Source organism: Paenibacillus sp. FSL R10-2736, assembly GCF_038000245.1.
Taxonomy (GTDB): domain Bacteria; phylum Bacillota; class Bacilli; order Paenibacillales; family Paenibacillaceae; genus Paenibacillus_AQ; species Paenibacillus_AQ phytohabitans.
This window is the reverse complement of record NZ_JBBOBN010000002.1, coordinates 621,752-638,628: the sequence shown is the minus strand read 5'-3', so window position 1 is coordinate 638,628 and position 16,877 is coordinate 621,752. Positions and strand designations below refer to the sequence as shown.

15 protein-coding genes and 1 riboswitch are annotated in these 16,877 nt (G+C 54.3%); of the genes, 1 reads left to right on the top strand and 14 read right to left on the bottom strand.

Annotated features, from left to right (window positions below; genetic code table 11):
* Nucleotides 1–127 precede the first annotated feature (127 nt).
* Nucleotides 128–234, bottom strand: a riboswitch (TPP riboswitch).
* 72 nt (nucleotides 235–306) lie between these two features.
* The 12 genes from trxB to NSQ73_RS30955 form a co-directional block, all read right to left on the bottom strand.
* A complete protein-coding gene (gene trxB / locus NSQ73_RS31010) occupies nucleotides 307–1,260 on the bottom strand; it encodes a thioredoxin-disulfide reductase (protein ID WP_039302384.1) in 954 nt (317 codons plus the stop codon).
* A 146-nt stretch (nucleotides 1,261–1,406) separates the two neighbouring features.
* A complete protein-coding gene (locus NSQ73_RS31005; RefSeq protein ID WP_042132747.1) occupies nucleotides 1,407–3,155 on the bottom strand; it encodes a tetratricopeptide repeat protein in 1,749 nt (582 codons plus the stop codon).
* Between the two features lie 245 nt (nucleotides 3,156–3,400).
* Nucleotides 3,401–4,348, bottom strand: a complete 948-nt coding sequence (locus NSQ73_RS31000; RefSeq protein WP_039302378.1) for a ribose-phosphate diphosphokinase — start codon at nucleotides 4,346–4,348, stop codon at nucleotides 3,401–3,403.
* A 126-nt stretch (nucleotides 4,349–4,474) separates the two neighbouring features.
* A complete protein-coding gene (gene hisJ / locus NSQ73_RS30995; protein ID WP_076243416.1) occupies nucleotides 4,475–5,296 on the bottom strand; it encodes a histidinol-phosphatase HisJ in 822 nt (273 codons plus the stop codon).
* Nucleotides 5,297–5,310: 14 nt separating this feature from the next.
* Entirely contained in the window at nucleotides 5,311–6,027 is a 717-nt protein-coding gene (hisIE, locus tag NSQ73_RS30990) for a bifunctional phosphoribosyl-AMP cyclohydrolase/phosphoribosyl-ATP diphosphatase HisIE (RefSeq protein ID WP_340989980.1), read from the bottom strand.
* A complete protein-coding gene (gene hisF, locus NSQ73_RS30985) occupies nucleotides 6,024–6,782 on the bottom strand; it encodes an imidazole glycerol phosphate synthase subunit HisF (protein ID WP_039302370.1) in 759 nt (252 codons plus the stop codon). Before hisF ends, hisIE begins: the two co-directional genes overlap by 4 nt.
* Nucleotides 6,783–6,834: 52 nt before the next feature.
* On the bottom strand, nucleotides 6,835–7,572 hold the full coding sequence (gene hisA / locus NSQ73_RS30980; RefSeq protein ID WP_042132744.1) for a 1-(5-phosphoribosyl)-5-[(5-phosphoribosylamino)methylideneamino]imidazole-4-carboxamide isomerase: 738 nt from the start codon (nucleotides 7,570–7,572) through the stop codon (nucleotides 6,835–6,837).
* Nucleotides 7,573–7,620: 48 nt separating this feature from the next.
* On the bottom strand, nucleotides 7,621–8,244 hold the full coding sequence (gene hisH, locus NSQ73_RS30975; RefSeq protein WP_340989978.1) for an imidazole glycerol phosphate synthase subunit HisH: 624 nt from the start codon (nucleotides 8,242–8,244) through the stop codon (nucleotides 7,621–7,623).
* A gap of 1 nt (nucleotide 8,245) precedes the next feature.
* Nucleotides 8,246–8,857, bottom strand: coding sequence for an imidazoleglycerol-phosphate dehydratase HisB (hisB, locus tag NSQ73_RS30970; RefSeq protein ID WP_042132742.1), 612 nt, complete (start codon nucleotides 8,855–8,857; stop codon nucleotides 8,246–8,248).
* A complete protein-coding gene (hisD, locus tag NSQ73_RS30965) occupies nucleotides 8,844–10,154 on the bottom strand; it encodes a histidinol dehydrogenase (RefSeq protein ID WP_340989976.1) in 1,311 nt (436 codons plus the stop codon). Before hisD ends, hisB begins: the two co-directional genes overlap by 14 nt.
* Nucleotides 10,155–10,299: 145 nt before the next feature.
* Nucleotides 10,300–10,944 (bottom strand): ATP phosphoribosyltransferase, encoded by a 645-nt coding sequence (hisG, locus tag NSQ73_RS30960; RefSeq protein ID WP_039302355.1) that lies wholly within the window; start codon nucleotides 10,942–10,944, stop codon nucleotides 10,300–10,302.
* Between the two features lie 134 nt (nucleotides 10,945–11,078).
* Nucleotides 11,079–12,296: an ATP phosphoribosyltransferase regulatory subunit gene (locus tag NSQ73_RS30955; protein WP_340989974.1), complete on the bottom strand. Its 1,218-nt coding sequence runs from the start codon at nucleotides 12,294–12,296 to the stop codon at nucleotides 11,079–11,081.
* A gap of 351 nt (nucleotides 12,297–12,647) precedes the next feature.
* Here NSQ73_RS30955 and gntK point away from each other — a divergent pair, with 351 nt between their 5' ends.
* Nucleotides 12,648–14,177, top strand: coding sequence for a gluconokinase (gene gntK / locus NSQ73_RS30950; protein WP_445669723.1), 1,530 nt, complete (start codon nucleotides 12,648–12,650; stop codon nucleotides 14,175–14,177).
* Nucleotides 14,178–14,296: 119 nt separating this feature from the next.
* On the opposite strand, the gene NSQ73_RS30945 is transcribed toward gntK, so the two are convergent.
* On the bottom strand, nucleotides 14,297–15,454 hold the full coding sequence (locus NSQ73_RS30945; protein ID WP_340989970.1) for an acyltransferase: 1,158 nt from the start codon (nucleotides 15,452–15,454) through the stop codon (nucleotides 14,297–14,299).
* Between the two features lie 60 nt (nucleotides 15,455–15,514).
* Nucleotides 15,515–16,726, bottom strand: coding sequence for an acyltransferase (locus tag NSQ73_RS30940; RefSeq protein ID WP_340989969.1), 1,212 nt, complete (start codon nucleotides 16,724–16,726; stop codon nucleotides 15,515–15,517).
* Nucleotides 16,727–16,877: the final 151 nt, after the last annotated feature.

Below are 16,877 nucleotides of genomic sequence, written 5' to 3'. Positions count from 1 at the left end.
TTTCACGCAGCAGACTGAGCCGAAGAATCATGTATAGCACAAGGTATATGAATTCTTGCAAGTCAAAAAGCCGCTCCACCTGGAGCGGCTTTATCAAAGGAACAGCCCAATAAGACTGTATTCAAAAAAAGGTCCGACTCCACTTTCCTACGCTGGTATGATCCAGATCAGGTTCAAGGGTCCGGAAATTCACTTTTCCCGTCTCAGCCTATTCAGGCTCCCCTAGTGGGTATCTTATCTAATTAAATACATTCTACTGGTATAGGATTTTTTTGTAAACCCGTAAATAACAAGAACCTTCTCCGGTTATTTATCGAGCGATTCGCTCCAGTCATGCACCATCGTGCCTTCCAGGAACTTCTCGGCATCCATGGCGGCCATACAGCCGGTTCCGGCTGCCGATATGGCTTGACGGTAACGCGTATCCTGCACGTCGCCGCAAGCGAATACGCCGGGAATATTCGTCTCTGTGGTGCCCGGGTTAACCACTATATAGCCATTGGCATCGGTGTTAATCTGCCCGCCTAAGAAAGCGGTATTCGGTGTATGTCCGATAGCGACAAATACACCATCCGCTTCCACCAGCTCGGTAAGTCCCGTCTCATTGTTAAGGACGGTGATGCCCTTAACTCCGGTATCGCCGACGGTTACCTCAAGCGGCGTGCGGTTCAGTGCCCATGACACCTTGCTGTTGTCGCGTGCGCGGTCCTGCATGATCTTCGAAGCACGCAGCTCCGGACGGCGGTGAACCAGCGTTACGCTGGAAGCAAAGCGGGTCAGGAAGCTGGCTTCCTCCATCGCGGAATCGCCGCCGCCGACCACGACAATCTTTTTGTTTCGGAAAAAGAATCCGTCACAGGTCGCACAGGTGCTGACCCCGCGTCCTACATTCTCCTGCTCACCCGGGATACCCAGGTATCTGGCGGAGGCGCCGGTCGAAATAATGACCGACTCCGCTTCCAGTACACCCATTCCGTCTACAGTCACCTTGAACGGACGCTGAGAGAAGTCAACCGACTCCACCCAGCCATTCTTGAATTCAGCGCCGAAGCGTTCGGCCTGCTTACGCATGTTGTCCATCAGATCAGGACCCAGAATCCCTTCAGGGAAGCCTGGAAAGTTCTCCACTTCTGTCGTCGTTGTCAGCTGTCCTCCCGGCTGCAAGCCTTCAATTACGAGCGGGCTCAGGTTCGCGCGCGCCAGATAAATCGCGGCAGTCAGCCCGGCCGGGCCTGTTCCGATTACAATCGTTTTGTACATTACATTGGCCTCCTTACAAGTAGGTTTGTATTTACAAGTGGAAACGGCTTTATCGTCCTTTTATTAGGACGGTACCGTTTCAGCGAGAAATATAAGGATAAGTTATCGTGTGAAACATATAAATTCTCATATTTGAACAAAAGGGTTCAAATATTGTTGGTGGACGGCGACAAGCCGTCCGTTCCCGGCAGCATGCCCTGGGTATCGCATTCACTGTCGATCCGCCGTGCATAGCGGCTTACCATGGAGACCGAGACGCCGTAACGCTGTGCCGCCTCGCGGAAGGTGACCGGACGCCCGTGCAGCCTGGCAGTCAGATACTCCAGTGCCGCACACCAGCCGCCGTCATTGCGGAATAACGGTACATCCGGATACAGGCTGCCGATGAACTGCTTCCAGATAAACTCTGCATCCTTCTTCTGCACAGCATCATATCTCCGGTCCATCATGGCCACCGTATGATCGATAATCCGCTGCCAGTCTTCCTTCCATTCAGCCGGGCCCTTGGGGCTGGAGGCCGCTTGCAACGGCTCTTCCTCAGGAGCTGCAGCTTCTTCCAGATTCTCTCCAATCAGCCGCTGCAGGCTGAACAGCGCCGCCTCCTGCAGCCGGTCCTCCTGGAGCGGCTGATGCTCCAGAACTCCGCGCAGTACCTCGGACATCTCCTCATCCTCAATCCAGCGCAGGGCTTCGGTCACCTGCAGCTTCGTGGAGGAATCGCCGTAGCGCAGCGCCCAGAAGAACGAGGCGCGCAGCAGCGGATTGTTCCGTACTTCTTCGGTGAACTTGCCTGTATTCCCCTTCCACTGCTTAAGCTGCTCCTGGAAAGGCAATTGGTAATTATAGCTGACAGCAGGCATAGGTCTGTCTTCTCCCCGGGCTTGCTGGAGCTGGGACAGGAAGAATGCCGGCACGGCAGACTCAGGGTCCAGCTTCGCAGCCTGTCTCCAGCAGCGCAGCGCTTCAGTGTAGAGGCCGCTGTTGCTGGCCGCTGCTGCGCAGTAATGATACAGGCCGGCGTCTCCGGCGACCTCTTCATCCTTCAGCAGACGCCGGAAGTGGCTGTATGCTGCAGTATGTCTGCCCAGGATGCCCATCGTCGTGGCCATTTTGAATACATGCTCCTGATGAAAAGGCACAGTGGCTTCAAGCATGCCCAGCAGAGAATCCAACTGCTCCTTGTCACCTGCATACTGCAGGAAGATCGCCATATTGCAGAGCGCATGCAGATTACCGGGGTCCTGCTTCAGCACCTCGTTCAGGCATTCCTTCGCTTTGGCAAACCGGCCCATATAGAAATAAGCGAGGGCCAGGTTATTATGCGCAGCCAGAAAGTCCGGCGAGGTCGCAATAATCTCTTCCAGCAGCTCTACGGCCTGGGGAAACTTGCCCTCCTCCAGCAGACTGCGGGCCCGGTCATGCTCGACCACACCCTCACGGCTGCGGATCCGCACAAGCGGAGCAGGACGGTTCAGCTCATATTGCAGCAGCTCCATCAGCTCTTCGGATTCGGCCATGAACTCGCCGCTGGCATCCTCCTCCAGATACGTGACCAGCGAACGCTCCGCCTCTTCAAAGCTTTCCATATTGGCGTAATTATTAGCCATATAGAAATGACATTCGGTCATTGCGGGATCAATCTTCTCCAGTACATGGGTCAGAATCTCATTAGATGCTGTGTAATTACCCATCTCAGATAATATACCCGCCATGTTGCAATGATTCACCGGATTATCCGGCTCATATTCAACAGCTTTGCGAAAATTCTTTAATGCCTTATCATATTGAAAGCGGTCAAGCGACCGTACGGCTCTTTCAAAGAAAAAATTGGCATCCAGAGTGACCGGAATCACATTACCGCTGTCCGTATCATTCTCTGAAGTTTTCTCAATCATGGAAGCAAGGCACCTCCCTTTGTAAGCTTCCCTAGCCTAACGAAAAATAGGAGAGCGGCATCAAATATATACCCATACTCCCTGTCTTAAGTGTTCTTTTCGTTTCCATTTATGGACTTGGCTGTCTTCTTCACACAGTATACCACATGTGGTAGTGAGATTCTCAACCTGGGAGGAGAGTTAAGGGGAGGTAAACGCTTGAAAAGTTGCTGCTGCAGCATAACTGTAAAAAAGAAACGCAGGGACTATATCCCCGCGTCTCTAAATAGCTTGTCTATGGAACCGCCTTCGATGATAATACGTGTGGCTTCTGCCAGCATAGGTGCAACAGAGAGCACCGAGAATCTGCTGGAATGCTCATCCGGCAGCGCAATAGAATCCGTGACGACAATTTCGTCGATATTGGGATGATCCATCCGCTCCAGCGCATCTCCGGAGAACAGCCCGTGCGTGGCACAGACGATGCTGTTCCGGGCCCCGCGCTCCTTCAGCCCTTCTACCACATTGACGATCGTGGTCCCCGTATCAATAAGATCCTCAATAATAATCGGCGTTCTTCCCTCAACGTCTCCGATGACATGGGTAATCACCGATTCGTTATGAGCCGGACGTTTCTTGATCATGATGGCAAACGGAGAGTCCAGCCGGCTGGCCAGCTTCTCAGCCATGGAGGCGCGGCCCGCGTCGGGTGATACGACTACCAGATCGGAGAGGCCTTTGATCTTCAAATAGCCGCTGATCAGATCAAGCGCAGTCAGATGATCCACGGGAATGTTGAAGAATCCCTGGATAGCCGCTGCATGCAGGTCAATAGTTATCACGCGGGTAGCTCCTGCAGTGGTCAGCACATCGGCAACCATTTTGGCCGAGATCGGCTCACGCGGCGCAGATTTGCGCTCCTGCCGGGCATACCCGTAATAAGGAACGATAATATTCACTGTTCTTGCCGATGCGCGTTTGGCAGCGTCGATCATGACCAGCAATTCTACAAACAGCTCGTTAATCGGATGAGCCAGGGATTGCACCAAAAATACGTCGCAGTTCCGGATGCTCTCTTCATAATGCACATAAATCTCGCCGCTCTTGAAACGTGTCAGCTTAATCAGGCCCAGCGGTGCGCCAAGGCGCTCCGCAATATCAGCGGCCAGCTTCGGATTCGACGAACCGGAAAAAATACGTAATTGATGATGCATAGTACCCTCCTGGGATTATAATTTAAACTTCGAACGCAAGTGGAAACGGCTTTGCCGTCCTTGTATGGACGGTACCGTTTCAGCGAGAAATAGAAGGATAATATATAGCGCGAAGCCTATACATTCTTATATTTGGACGGATGTGCGGCGGCGTCCTTCGAACACAGCCAGTTCACGGAAGCCCGTGCGCCACAGCATTTCCCGCGCCTCCTGTAAGCCGTCTCCCAGCTTCAGAGGGTCATGGGCGTCTGAGCCCACGGTGAGCGGAATGCCCAGGGCATACGCCTGCTGAAGCACATGCTCAGCCGGGAACATCTCGGCGCAAGGCTTAGTGAGTCCCGAAGCATTCAGCTCCATCGCGATTCCGCTGCCGGATATAACCTTGAGCGTCTCCAGCTCCAGTGCTCTGGCCTCGGCTCTTCCTTCCGGAGTCTGCGGCCCGTAACCGAACCTTTTGATGACATCCATATGTCCTATAATATCATATAATCCCGATAACGCCGACTTCTGCACTGCATCATAATATCGGCGGTAGACGCTCATCACGTCCTGGCCTTCCCAGCCATGGGTCTGCCGGTGGTCCGTAATATCCCATTCCCCGAGAAAATGCACCGACCCGATCAGATAGTCCCACGGATAGGGTGCTAAAAGCTCGCGGATCTGCTCTTCATATCCTTCGATATAATCCGCTTCAAGCCCCACCCGCAGCTCAATCGTTCCGCGGTAGCGCTCCTTCAGCGTAAGACATTCCTCCACATAACGCGGAAGCTCCGCAAGCGGCATAGCCATCTCGGGATAATAGTGCTCCGGATCTACATGGATAAGCGGCAGATGATCGGACAGTCCAAGCTGCTGCAGCCCGAGCGCTATGCCGCGCTGCACATACTCTTCAAGCTTCCCTACGGCATGGCCGCAGCGCTCATGGTGGGTATGGTAATCAATACGCATGCTGAACCTTCCTCCTAGTCCCGGCGAGGCCGTTCATGGCGGGCACTCAGCTCTTCCAGAATCTCATCCAGCGGAAGCTTCCGCTCCTGCAGCAGGACCAGTAAATGATAGATCAGATCGCTGACTTCAAGGCGAAGCTCGGCATTATCTTTATTTTTGGCGGCGATAATGGTTTCGGAGGCTTCTTCGCCGACCTTCTTGAGAATCTTGTCGACGCCCTTATCAAACAGATAAGTAGTGTACGCCCCTTCCGGACGGTTCACTTCCCGCTCGGCAATTACGCGCTCCAGCTCACCCAGTACAGCAAAGCGGTCATGGCCTGCTGCTGCCGAGTTAACTGTACCTCCAGCTGCTTCAGCTGTTGCCGGTGAATCGAGGGGAATCTCGCGGAAGAAGCAGCTGTTCTCACCCGTATGGCAGGCCGGTCCTTCCGGCACAACTTTCACCAGTAGCGTATCGCTGTCACAATCGTAATGGATGGAGGTGATGGCCTGGGTATTGCCCGAGGTTCCGCCCTTATGCCAGAGCTCACTACGCGAACGGCTCCAGAACCAGGTCTGGCCGCTCTCAAGTGACAGCCGTAGTGACTCCGGATTCATATAGGCGAACATTAATACTTCCAGGGTACGGGCATCCTGCACCACTGCCGGCAGCAGGCCGGATTCATTCCAGCGGATGCCTGACAATGCCTCCTGCTGGCTCTGCGCTATATCTTTCTTGTCCTCGCTCATCGGATCTCTACCCCTCTTTGCTTCAGATCAGCCTTCAAATCATGAATGGCAATCTCTTTATAGTGAAAAATAGTTGCCGCAAGTCCGGCATCTGCCTTGCCTGCGGTAAATACATCATAGAAATGATCAATTCTTCCCGCACCGCCGGAAGCAATTACAGGAATGCTCAGCAGATCGCAGACTGCTGCCGTCAGCTTCAGATCGAAGCCGTCCTTGGTGCCGTCGGCATCCATGCTTGTAAGCAGGATCTCGCCGGCTCCCAGCCGCTCAGCTTCCTTGGCCCAGGTAAGCGCCCGGATACCGGTAGGCGTACGGCCGCCGTGCGTGTACACTTCCCATTCGCCCCAAGCCTCATTATATTTGGCATCCATCGCCACCACAATGCACTGGGAGCCGAAGTGACGGGCTCCTTCAAGAATCAGCTGCGGATTATTGACAGCTGCCGTATTAATGCCGATCTTGTCTGCACCGGCACGCAGGATCCGCTTCATGTCCTCAGGTGTCGAAATCCCGCCGCCCACCGTGAATGGAATAGCGATCTCCCCGGCAGTCTGCCGCACGACCTCGACCATGGTCGCCCGGCCTTCCACCGATGCGGAGATATCCAGAAATACCAGCTCATCTGCACCTTCGCTATCATATAAAGCCGCCAGCTCCACCGGATCTCCGGCATCACGCAGATTTACGAAATTAACGCCTTTTACCACCCGCCCGTCCTTCACATCCAGACAGGGGATAATCCGTTTGGCTAACATCCAAGACCCCTCCTTCACAGGCTAACAAAAGTAATTACTAAGCCCGGAACCCCTACGCCTTACCCAGCGCCTGCAGGGCTTCAGCCAGATCAATATTGCCGGTGTAGAGCGCCTTGCCGACAATCGCTCCACCGATCCCGCTGCCGCTATGTACGCTCAGACGCAGCAGATCGTCCAGGCTGGTAACACCGCCGGAGGCAATTACGGTTTTGCCGCTCGCCCCGGCCATGGACAGAATACCCTCCACGTTCGGTCCCTGCATCATCCCGTCACGGGAGATATCTGTGTAGATGAAGGTCTCTGCACCCTTGGCTGCCAGCTCCTTGGCCAGATCCTCGGCGCGCACCTCGGAGGTATTCAGCCACCCATGCGTAGCCACATAGCCGTTACGGGCGTCAATACCGATCGCTACCTTATCGCCATACTTCGCGAGAACCGCCTCTGTAAAAGCATAATCATTGATCGCCGCCGTTCCAATAATGACCCGGCTGATGCCAAGACCCAGCAGCTTCTCCACATCCGCAAGCGTGCGGAGACCGCCGCCGACCTGAACCGGAACATTGGCATTCCTGGCAATGGCTCCGATGATGGCATCATTAACGGGATGCCCGGCCTTGGCGCCGTCCAGATCGACCAGATGGATAAACTGTCCGCCCTGCTCTTCCCAAGACTTGGCCACCTGAACCGGGCTGTCGTTATAAATAGTTTCCTGGCTGTAATCCCCCTGCTGCAACCGGACACATTTGCCGTCCCGGATATCAATTGCCGGATATACGATAAAAGAAGACATGTAGCGCTCCCCGCTTTCATTACAATTTGCAATATAGTTATTCAGGCTTCACGCCTGCTCTCTTCGAAGCCGCAGGAAATTCCCCAGCAGCTTGATGCCAAGCTCGCCGCTTTTCTCAGGGTGAAACTGCATGCCGTACACATTGTTCCGCCCGACTACAGCCGTTACCGGATGTCCATAATCCGTGACCGCCAGCAGGTCGCTGTCGCTACCTGCAAGCACATGATAGGAATGGACGAAGTAGACATGCCCTTCTTCAAGGCCGGTCAGAAGCGGACTCTCCGGCTGGAGGAAGCCCAGCTTGTTCCACCCCATATGCGGCACCTTGTAGCCGTCACGGGGTGCGAAGCGTACCACCGAGCCTGGCAGAAGATCCAGCCCCTTATGCTCGCCATGCTCCTCGCTGCTGCTGAACAGCAGCTGCATACCAAGGCATATACCCAGCAGCGGCTGTCCCGCTTCAGCTACAGCCTTAACTACAACATCCATTCCGCTCGCCCGCAGATGCTCCATCGCATCGCCGAATGCACCGACACCCGGCAGGATCACGCTGTCTGCCGCCAGAATCTCACCGGCATCTGCCGTCACCAGACTCGTATACCCCAGGCGTTCCACCGCCTTGCTGACACTGTGCAGGTTGCCCATGCCGTAATCGACGATTGCAACGGTCATGCTACAGCACTCCCTTCGTCGAAGGCACACCCTTCACCCGGGGGTCCACTTGTGTCGCTTCATCCAGCGCCCGTCCCAGTGCCTTGAAGACCGCTTCAATCATGTGATGGGTATTGGAGCCGTAATGCACAATGACATGCAGCGTAATTCTCGCTTCCAGCGCAAACTTCCAGAGGAATTCGTGAACCAGCTCCGTAGAGAAGCTGCCTACCTGCTGCGAAGGATACGTTGCCCGGTATTCAAAATGCGGCCGGTTGCTGATATCAATCACTACCTGAGCCAGTGCCTCATCCATGGGGATGAAGACACTCGCATAACGTTTGATGCCTTTTTTGTCGCCAAGCGCTTCCCGCAGCGCCTGTCCCAGACAGATACCGATATCCTCAACCGTGTGGTGGTCATCGATATCGATGTCGCCCCGCGCCTGTACGCTCAGATCAAACTGTCCATGCTTGGTGAATAGATCCAGCATATGATTCAGAAAAGGCACATCGGTCTCCAGCTCGGAAACTCCGCTGCCGTCCACAGCAAAGGTCAACGCGATGTCCGTTTCGTTGGTTGTACGGCTAAGTCCGGCCTTGCGCAGCGCCACTTCATTATTATTGTTCTCCATTTCCGTCTCCACCTTTCGCTTCGTTCTCCAGCCGGATTTCTATTGCGCGGGCATGGCCTTCCAGGCCCTCACGCCGGGCGAGCTCCATAATCGCCGCCCCGTCCCGCAGCAGTGCTTCCTTGCTGTAATAGATCAGGCTGGATTTCTTAATGAAATCATCCACGTCCACAGGCGAGGAGAACCTTGCTGTGCCGTTGGTCGGTATAATATGGTTCGGTCCGGCGAAGTAATCGCCGACCGGCTCCGAGCTGTACGGACCCAGGAAGATTGCCCCGGCGTTCTCAATCGCGCCGGTCAATGCCATCGGGTCCGCCACTACAATCTCCAGATGCTCCGGTGCCAGCCGGTTCACAATGGAGATGCCCTCCTCGAGCGATTCCACGACGATAATCGCGCCGTAGTTCTCTACCGAGGCCCGCGCGATAGCTTCGCGCGGCAACGTCTGCAGCTGCCGTTCTACTTCGGCAGCAACGGCCTCCGCGAGACGCTGCGACGGCGTCACAAGGATCGCCGAGGCCATCTCGTCGTGCTCGGCCTGCGAGAGCAGGTCGGCCGCGACGTAGGCGGCCTCAGCGGTATCGTCGGCGAGCACGACGATCTCGCTCGGTCCGGCGATGCTGTCGATATCGACAGCGCCGTAGACCTCGCGTTTGGCCAGGGCCACGTAGATGTTCCCTGGCCCGCAGATCTTATCGACCGGCACGATGGATTCCGTGCCGAAGGCCAGGGCGGCGATCGCCTGCGCGCCGCCTACGCGGTATATCTCGTTTACGCCCGCTTCAGCGGCGGCAACGAGAATATAGGGATTGATGCCTTCGAAGCCGCCCGTCGAAGGCGGTGTAACCATCACGATCTCCGGCACGCCAGCGATCTGTGCCGGAATAACGTTCATCAGCACCGAGGACGGATACGCTGCTTTGCCCCCGGGAACATAGACGCCCACCCGCTTCAGCGGGCGGATGATCTGTCCGAGGATCGTGCCGTCCGGCTGCAGATCCATCCAGGAATTGCGCTTCTGCCGCGCATGGAACGCACGGATATTGACAGCTGCCGCCCGGATTGCCGTCACGAAGGACTCCTCTACCCGGCCATAGGCGGCCTCTAGCTCCTCCTGCGTTACCCGCAGCTGCGCAGGCGTCAGCACTGCGCCGTCGAAGCGCTCCGTATACCGGAGCAATGCCGCATCACCTTCCTGTTTGATACCGGCCACGATTTCACGTACCGCCTTGTTCTGCTCCGGCGTGCCGTATTCCACTTCACGCTGCAGCTTAAACTCCTTACTGGACTGGACCTTCACCGCTGCTTCCCCCCTGAACTTTCTATTTACTAGCTAGGCTCAGCCGTAACTACGGATAATGTTTGGACTTCCGCTCCTACAGTTCCAAACTTCTCCTTCATCACTTCTATCCTTTTTTCATCTCTTAAAGTTCAATCTGTATAGCTTATTTAATCTGCAGCTCCGGGCCTGCAATCACGGCCTGCAGGCGGTCACACAACTGCTGGATTTCCTCATTCTTCATCCGGTAGCTTACCCGGTTGGCCACCAGGCGGCTGGTAATTTCGAAGATACTGGTCATTTCCACCAGCCCGTTATCCTTCAGGGTCTGGCCGGTCTCCACCATATCCACGATCCGGTCAGCCAGTCCAATCAGCGGCGCCAGCTCAATCGAGCCGTTCAGCTTCACAACCTCGACCTGCTGGCCCTGCTCACGGAAGTACCGTGAGGCCACGTTCGGATATTTGGTCGCTACCCGCTGCTGGATGCCCGGCTGCCAGTTCGGGAGTCCGATAATCGACATCCGGCAGCGGGCGATTCCCAGATCAAGCAGTTCGTACACATCACGGTTTTCTTCCAGCAGTACATCTTTGCCGACAATACCGATATCCGCTACACCATACTCTACATATGTAGGCACATCTACCGGCTTGGCAAGAATAAACTCCATTCCGGCTTCCGGCAGTGAAATCACCAGCTTGCGTGATTCTTCCCCGTCCGGAGGAATCGGCAGTCCCGCCTTGCGGAACAGCTCTGCCGCTTTGTTGTAAATCCGGCCTTTCGGCATGGCTACCTTAAGAATCTGTGCCATTCATACCCGCCTCCGTTTCTATTTCCGCTACATACTTGCAGGGATTACTTGGGTTCACATATTCCTTCACTTCACGTATTGTCACCTATTGCTTCATACCACATTTATGAGATCAGCCAATCAACCTGCTCCGCTCAGCCATGCTCGCTGATAAAAGACACAAACGTATAAATCTCTCCGTAACGTTCACCCTCTGCCTCTACGGTATCCGTATCCAGGCGCTTCACAACCTTCAGCTCTTCCAGGCCTGCCGCCAGCCGGGTTACCACAGCGTGGCCCTCATTCCGCAGCCGGGCCGCCTCAGCAAGACCTTCCTGACGCCGCAGGGCATCGTACTGGACCAGTACCGGCAGTTCTTCCTCTTCGGTTACTCCGGATACACCATCCAGAATACGGTTGGTCTTCAGCGAGAAGCCTGTCGACGGAATCGGGCGTCCAAACTGCTGAAGCAGATTGTCGTACCTTCCGCCGCTGCATACCGGGAAGCCCAGCTCAGAAGCATAACCTTCAAATGTCATGCCCGTATAATAGGAGAAATCACCGATCATCGTCAGATCAATCAGCACATGCTGAGAGACACCGTATGCGACAAGTACCTCCCATACCTTGCATAAATGCTCAATGGAAGCGCGTGCCAGCGGATGGCTGCTGAGCTCCAGCGCCTGTCCGCAGATTTCCTTGCCTCCCCGCAGCCGCAGCAGTCCGTCCAGTTCCTTCTTCTGGGCTTCCGGCAGTTCCAGGCGGCGCAGCGTCTCCCGGAAAGCGACATAATCACGGCCCAGCAGATGACTCTTCAGCTCTTCCTGGGCCTGCGGGAGGCCGGATACCGCTTCCTGGAACAGACCGTCGAGGAAGCCTACATGCCCTATCGCAATTTTAAAAGATTTCACTCCCGCGGCCTCCAGCGAGGCAATTGCCAGTGCAACGACCTCAGCATCCGCCTCTGGTGAATCATCTCCGACAAGCTCCACTCCGGTCTGGAAGAATTCCGCTTCCCGGCCGGCCTCCTCTTCGATAGCGCGGAAGACATTGGCATGATAGGACAGACGCAGCGGCAGCGGTTCGTCCTTCAATAGGGAGGAGACTACGCGGGCAACAGGCGCAGTCATTTCTGAACGCAGCACGAGTGCCTGACCGCGGTTATTCAGTAATTTATACAACTTCTGGTCTGACGTGGAACTGGCCACACCGACCGTATCGTAATATTCAAGGGTGGGAGTAATCATCTGGCGGTAGCCCCAGCGGCTCATGCAGTGCAGCACATCGTTCTCAATCTTGCGCAGCTTCGTTACCGCACGCGGGAGATAATCCCGTACGCCGGCAGGCTTTTCGAATCCCTTTGGTTTGGACATCTTCACTTTTCACCTCATCAGATATCATAAGAAGTATCTTCAAGCACTTTAATATGGTAAAGTGGTAGTAAACTAAAGCAGTGGTAATATCGTATCATGGACTATCCTTTTGCGTCAACAATCTCCTTCTATACCCGCCAGTTTCGGAAGCTTGGACTAAATGTTAAGCAGCGCCTATCCATCCTCTCTTTGCCACCATGATTACCTGCGAATATAATAAGCTGTAGAACATGAACTTCAGAATGTTTCATGCGAAATATATAATATAATTGTACTTTATTTCCTGCATTAAGTATTCCCGGTATCTATTTCAGAGCAGAAAGAAGGACTGACGGCTTGAGTACATCCTATATGATCGGCGTTGATATTGGAACCACCAGCACCAAGGCTGTCCTCTTCGAGGAGAACGGAACAATCGTCACACAGAGCAACCAGGGCTATCCGCTGCATCAGCCTTCCCCTTCTGTCGCAGAACAGGACCCTGGTCAGATTCTGCAGGCTGTCCTGCACACTATCTCTTCAGTCATGCAGGACAGCCACGTCTCTCCTGGACAGGTTCTGCTTGTCTCCTTCAGTTCGGCCATGCACAGCGTGATTGCTGTAGATTCTTCCGGCAAACCGCTTACCGCCTGCATCACCTGGGCCGATAACCGGAGCAGTGCAGCTGCCCGGCGGCTGAAGAATGAACTGAACGGGCATGAGCTGTATATGCGGACAGGAACACCTGTCCATCCGATGTCTCCGATTACCAAGCTGATGTGGCTCGGTGAGGAGCATCCGGAGCTGTTCAGCCAGACCCATAAATTCATCTCCATTAAAGAATATATCTTCTTCAAGCTGTTCGGCAAATATGTAATTGATCACTCCATTGCCTCTTCTACAGGTATGTTCAATCTGGAGAAGCTTGACTGGGACGCTGAGGCGCTCCGTATCGCCGGAATTACTCCAGAACGTCTATCAAGACCGGTGCCCACCACGCAGATCCTGCAGGGGCTGCTTCCGGGGCTTCCGGAAGAGCTTGGACTTCTGGCCGCCACACCGTTTGTCGTAGGCGCCAGTGACGGTGTCCTGTCCAATCTGGGGGTCGGTGCCATAGAGCCGGGGGTTATTGCCGCGACTATAGGAACCAGCGGTGCCATCCGCACCGTGGTCGACCGGCCGCTGACCGACCCGAAAGGGCGGACCTTCTGCTATGCACTAACGGACAAGCACTGGGTTATTGGCGGACCCGTGAATAATGGCGGCATGCTGTTCCGCTGGGTGCGTGATGAGTTCGCCGCCTCTGAGGTAGAGACCGCGAAGCGCCTCGGTATTGATCCTTATGAGGTCCTGACCCGGATCGCCGAGCAGGTACCGCCAGGCAGCAATGGCCTGCTCTTTCATCCGTATCTGACCGGTGAGCGTGCCCCGCTGTGGAACCCCGATGCGCGCGGCTCCTTCTTCGGACTGAGCATGAATCACCGCAAAGAGCATATGATCCGCTCTGTGCTGGAGGGTGTCATCTTCAATATGTATACCGTATTGCTTGCTATGGAGGAAATCATCGGCCAGCCGGGCAGAATCCTGGCTACCGGCGGCTTCGCCCGCTCCGCTCTATGGCGGCAGATGATGGCAGACATATTTGATCAGGAGGTGGTAGTCCCCGAGAGCTTCGAGAGCTCCTGTCTTGGCGCCGTTGTCCTCGGGCTGTACGCCATCGGCCGGATCGATTCCTTCGATACCGTATTCGGCATGATTGGCTCGACCCACCGCCATGAACCCGTCCAGGCACATGCCAAAGTCTATAAGCAGCTGCTGCCCATCTATATCTCCGTATACCGCAGCCTCGAAGGCCAATATCAGGCGATTGCCGATTTCCAGCGCGAACAGGCCGGCGAATAAATAAGCAAGCATGACAATATATGAATAAAAGCGCCGACCGGCCCGCATCTGCGGCCAGTCGGCGCTTTTATCATTCTGGATTTGAAGTCCCATTCATTACTGCATTTCAAAGCACCCAGCTACACTGTTGCTTTAGGCGCCCGCTTAACCTTCTGCGGCCCAGAACCAAACAGTACCCATGCCGGCTTCACATAACGGAAGACGAGGGCGACGACCAGCCATGAGCCGGCGAAGGCTACCAGCCAGCCCCCGGCAATGGCAGCCGTGTAGGCAAGTGATCCGCCGTGCAGCGGCAGCTTTCTATAGAAGAAGAGCAGCGCCGGATGCAGCAGATATATCCCGAAGGAACAGGCGCCGGCAGAGATCAGCAATCTTGCCAGCAGGCTGCGCCCCGCTCCGTACAGCAGGAAGGACAGCTGGAACAGCACAAGACAAGAGAGCAGCGCATGAAGATTGGAGAAGCCTTCATACCATAGACTGTTGATGACCGTCTTCTTCGTATAATTGTTGAACCACAGCTCCACATGAACGATTCCTGCAGCGGCCCATATGAACCACAGCACAATCCAGCTTGCACCCTTACCGGAGCGCCACCCTTCGCGTGTAGGAATCAGCCACTTTTTCAAAGAGCTGTAATATACCGCAATCGCTGCACCGAGCAGGAAATAAGAGAAGTACGTAATTGCAAGACTGCCCTTGGACAGCTGCCAGTATCCGTGATTAGCCATATATTTGTTCAGCAGCACGAATCCCCACTGTAAGGCCAGTCCGATGAGCGGTGCCCACGCCGCCAGACGGCGGACCTTCTGCAGACACCAGAGCATGAGCGGGAACAGTACATAGAACTGAATAATGATAATAATATAGTACAGATGGGTATACGCCGTACCGGTCCACAGATATTTGCCGAATTTGGCCGCCTGCTCATTAAGAGGCATGCCCCATGTATGCCCGGCAGTCATTTTCAATATAAAGTACAGCACCGAAAAAACAAGATAAGGCACAATAATATAAATCAGCCTTCGGCTATAGAATTTCGCGAGAGTCTTCCCGCCAAGCGGACGGTCAATATAATTGTAGAACAGCACGAACCCGCTTAGGAATGCAAACGAAGGTACAGCGAACTGGCTGAACTTGTTTATGAACAGAAACGGATGAAACAAAGAGGTATCCAGTGTTTCCGCCAGTGTCCGCGAAGTGGCGTGAATCGCTATGACCGCAATAATCGCTATCGCCCGGAATACATCAAGCTGCGGTATTCTTTCCTTTTGAGCCATTATCTTTCCTCCTGCCTAGACCCTCATCCCTAATGCCCTGAGTTGTGGTCTGTTGAACTCTCATGATTTACTGATATCTTTACCTTCGAGCACTCTATTGGTGCTCCCGTGCACAGGCTTGTCCTTCACCGGAGGGGCAAGTGAACGCGGTACACTCCCGAATGCCACCCAGGACAGGCGGATGCGGCGGAACGCAAACTGCACAAGCATCCAGCTTCCTGCCAGCGCCGCAGCCAATCCCCCGTAAATATAGAATACATAGGTTAATGAATCTGTAGGAATTCCCGTTCCGAATCTTCTATACACTGCAAGCAGCAGAGGATGGATCAGATACACCGCAAATGAAACCTCACCCAGCCGGGTCAAAATAGCAACGATCACCTTCGGTGCCCTGCGGTAGATAAGAAAGGTGGCATACAGCAGCACCAGCGCTGACAGCATCGTATGTACATTCCAGAGCAGCTCGTACCAGAGCGAGTCCGTCCATATCCCAAAGTGGCGGGCTCTATACCATAATTGTACATGCGTGAAGGCTGCTCCGAGCCACAATGTTACAAGCAGCAGGATTAGCACTTTATACCTGGCAGCCAGTTCACGCCAAGGCTTCATCAGCCACAGCTTGATCGCTTCGAAATTAATGGCGATATAGGCGCCCAGCATATAGTATGCCAGATACGAGATCGACAAGCTTCCTTTTTCCACAATATGCAGCTGATACTTGTTCCAGATAATGAATACCCACTGCAGCGCAAGTCCAATCGGAAAAGCCCAGCGCACCCACAGCCGTGAGCTCTGCAGCAGCTTAAGCAGCAATGGAAACAGCAGGTAGAACTGGATGCTGATGAATACGAAATACAAATGCGCATACGCCGAACCCGTAAATAAGGCACCCAGGAAGCCGGAGATGCTCTCTGCCAGAGGCTGTGTCAGCTTCCCATTCACGTACAGGGTCAATCCGTAATAGCCGATGGATACCAGCATATAGGGAAGCAGAATGTACTTCAGCCTGCGGCGGTAAAAGCTTCCGATCAGGCTCCCCGTCACGGGCCGCCCGTAATAATTATAGAACAGCACAAAGCTGCTAAGAAAAATAAACGACGGTGTACCGAATTTAAAGAAGATGTTGATCCAGTTTAACCAATAATAATAGGGTGACTGGAGTGCCAATTCTCCGGCCGCAAAAGATGATGAATGGACATGCAATACGCCCAATATCGCCAGAGCACGGTATATATCCAGCTGGGGCAGACGTTCCTGTTTTGCTGCATTCACTTTAAGATTCCTCTTCTCTGCTATGATGGCTGTTCATAGACGCCAAGCGGAAGTGATACCTATCAGGAAGTCTGCCCCTGCTGATTATTTCATTCTGATATGTGCTGCGCGTCCGTATGCGGAAAGATCCGCTCCTGCACTTACAAGTATA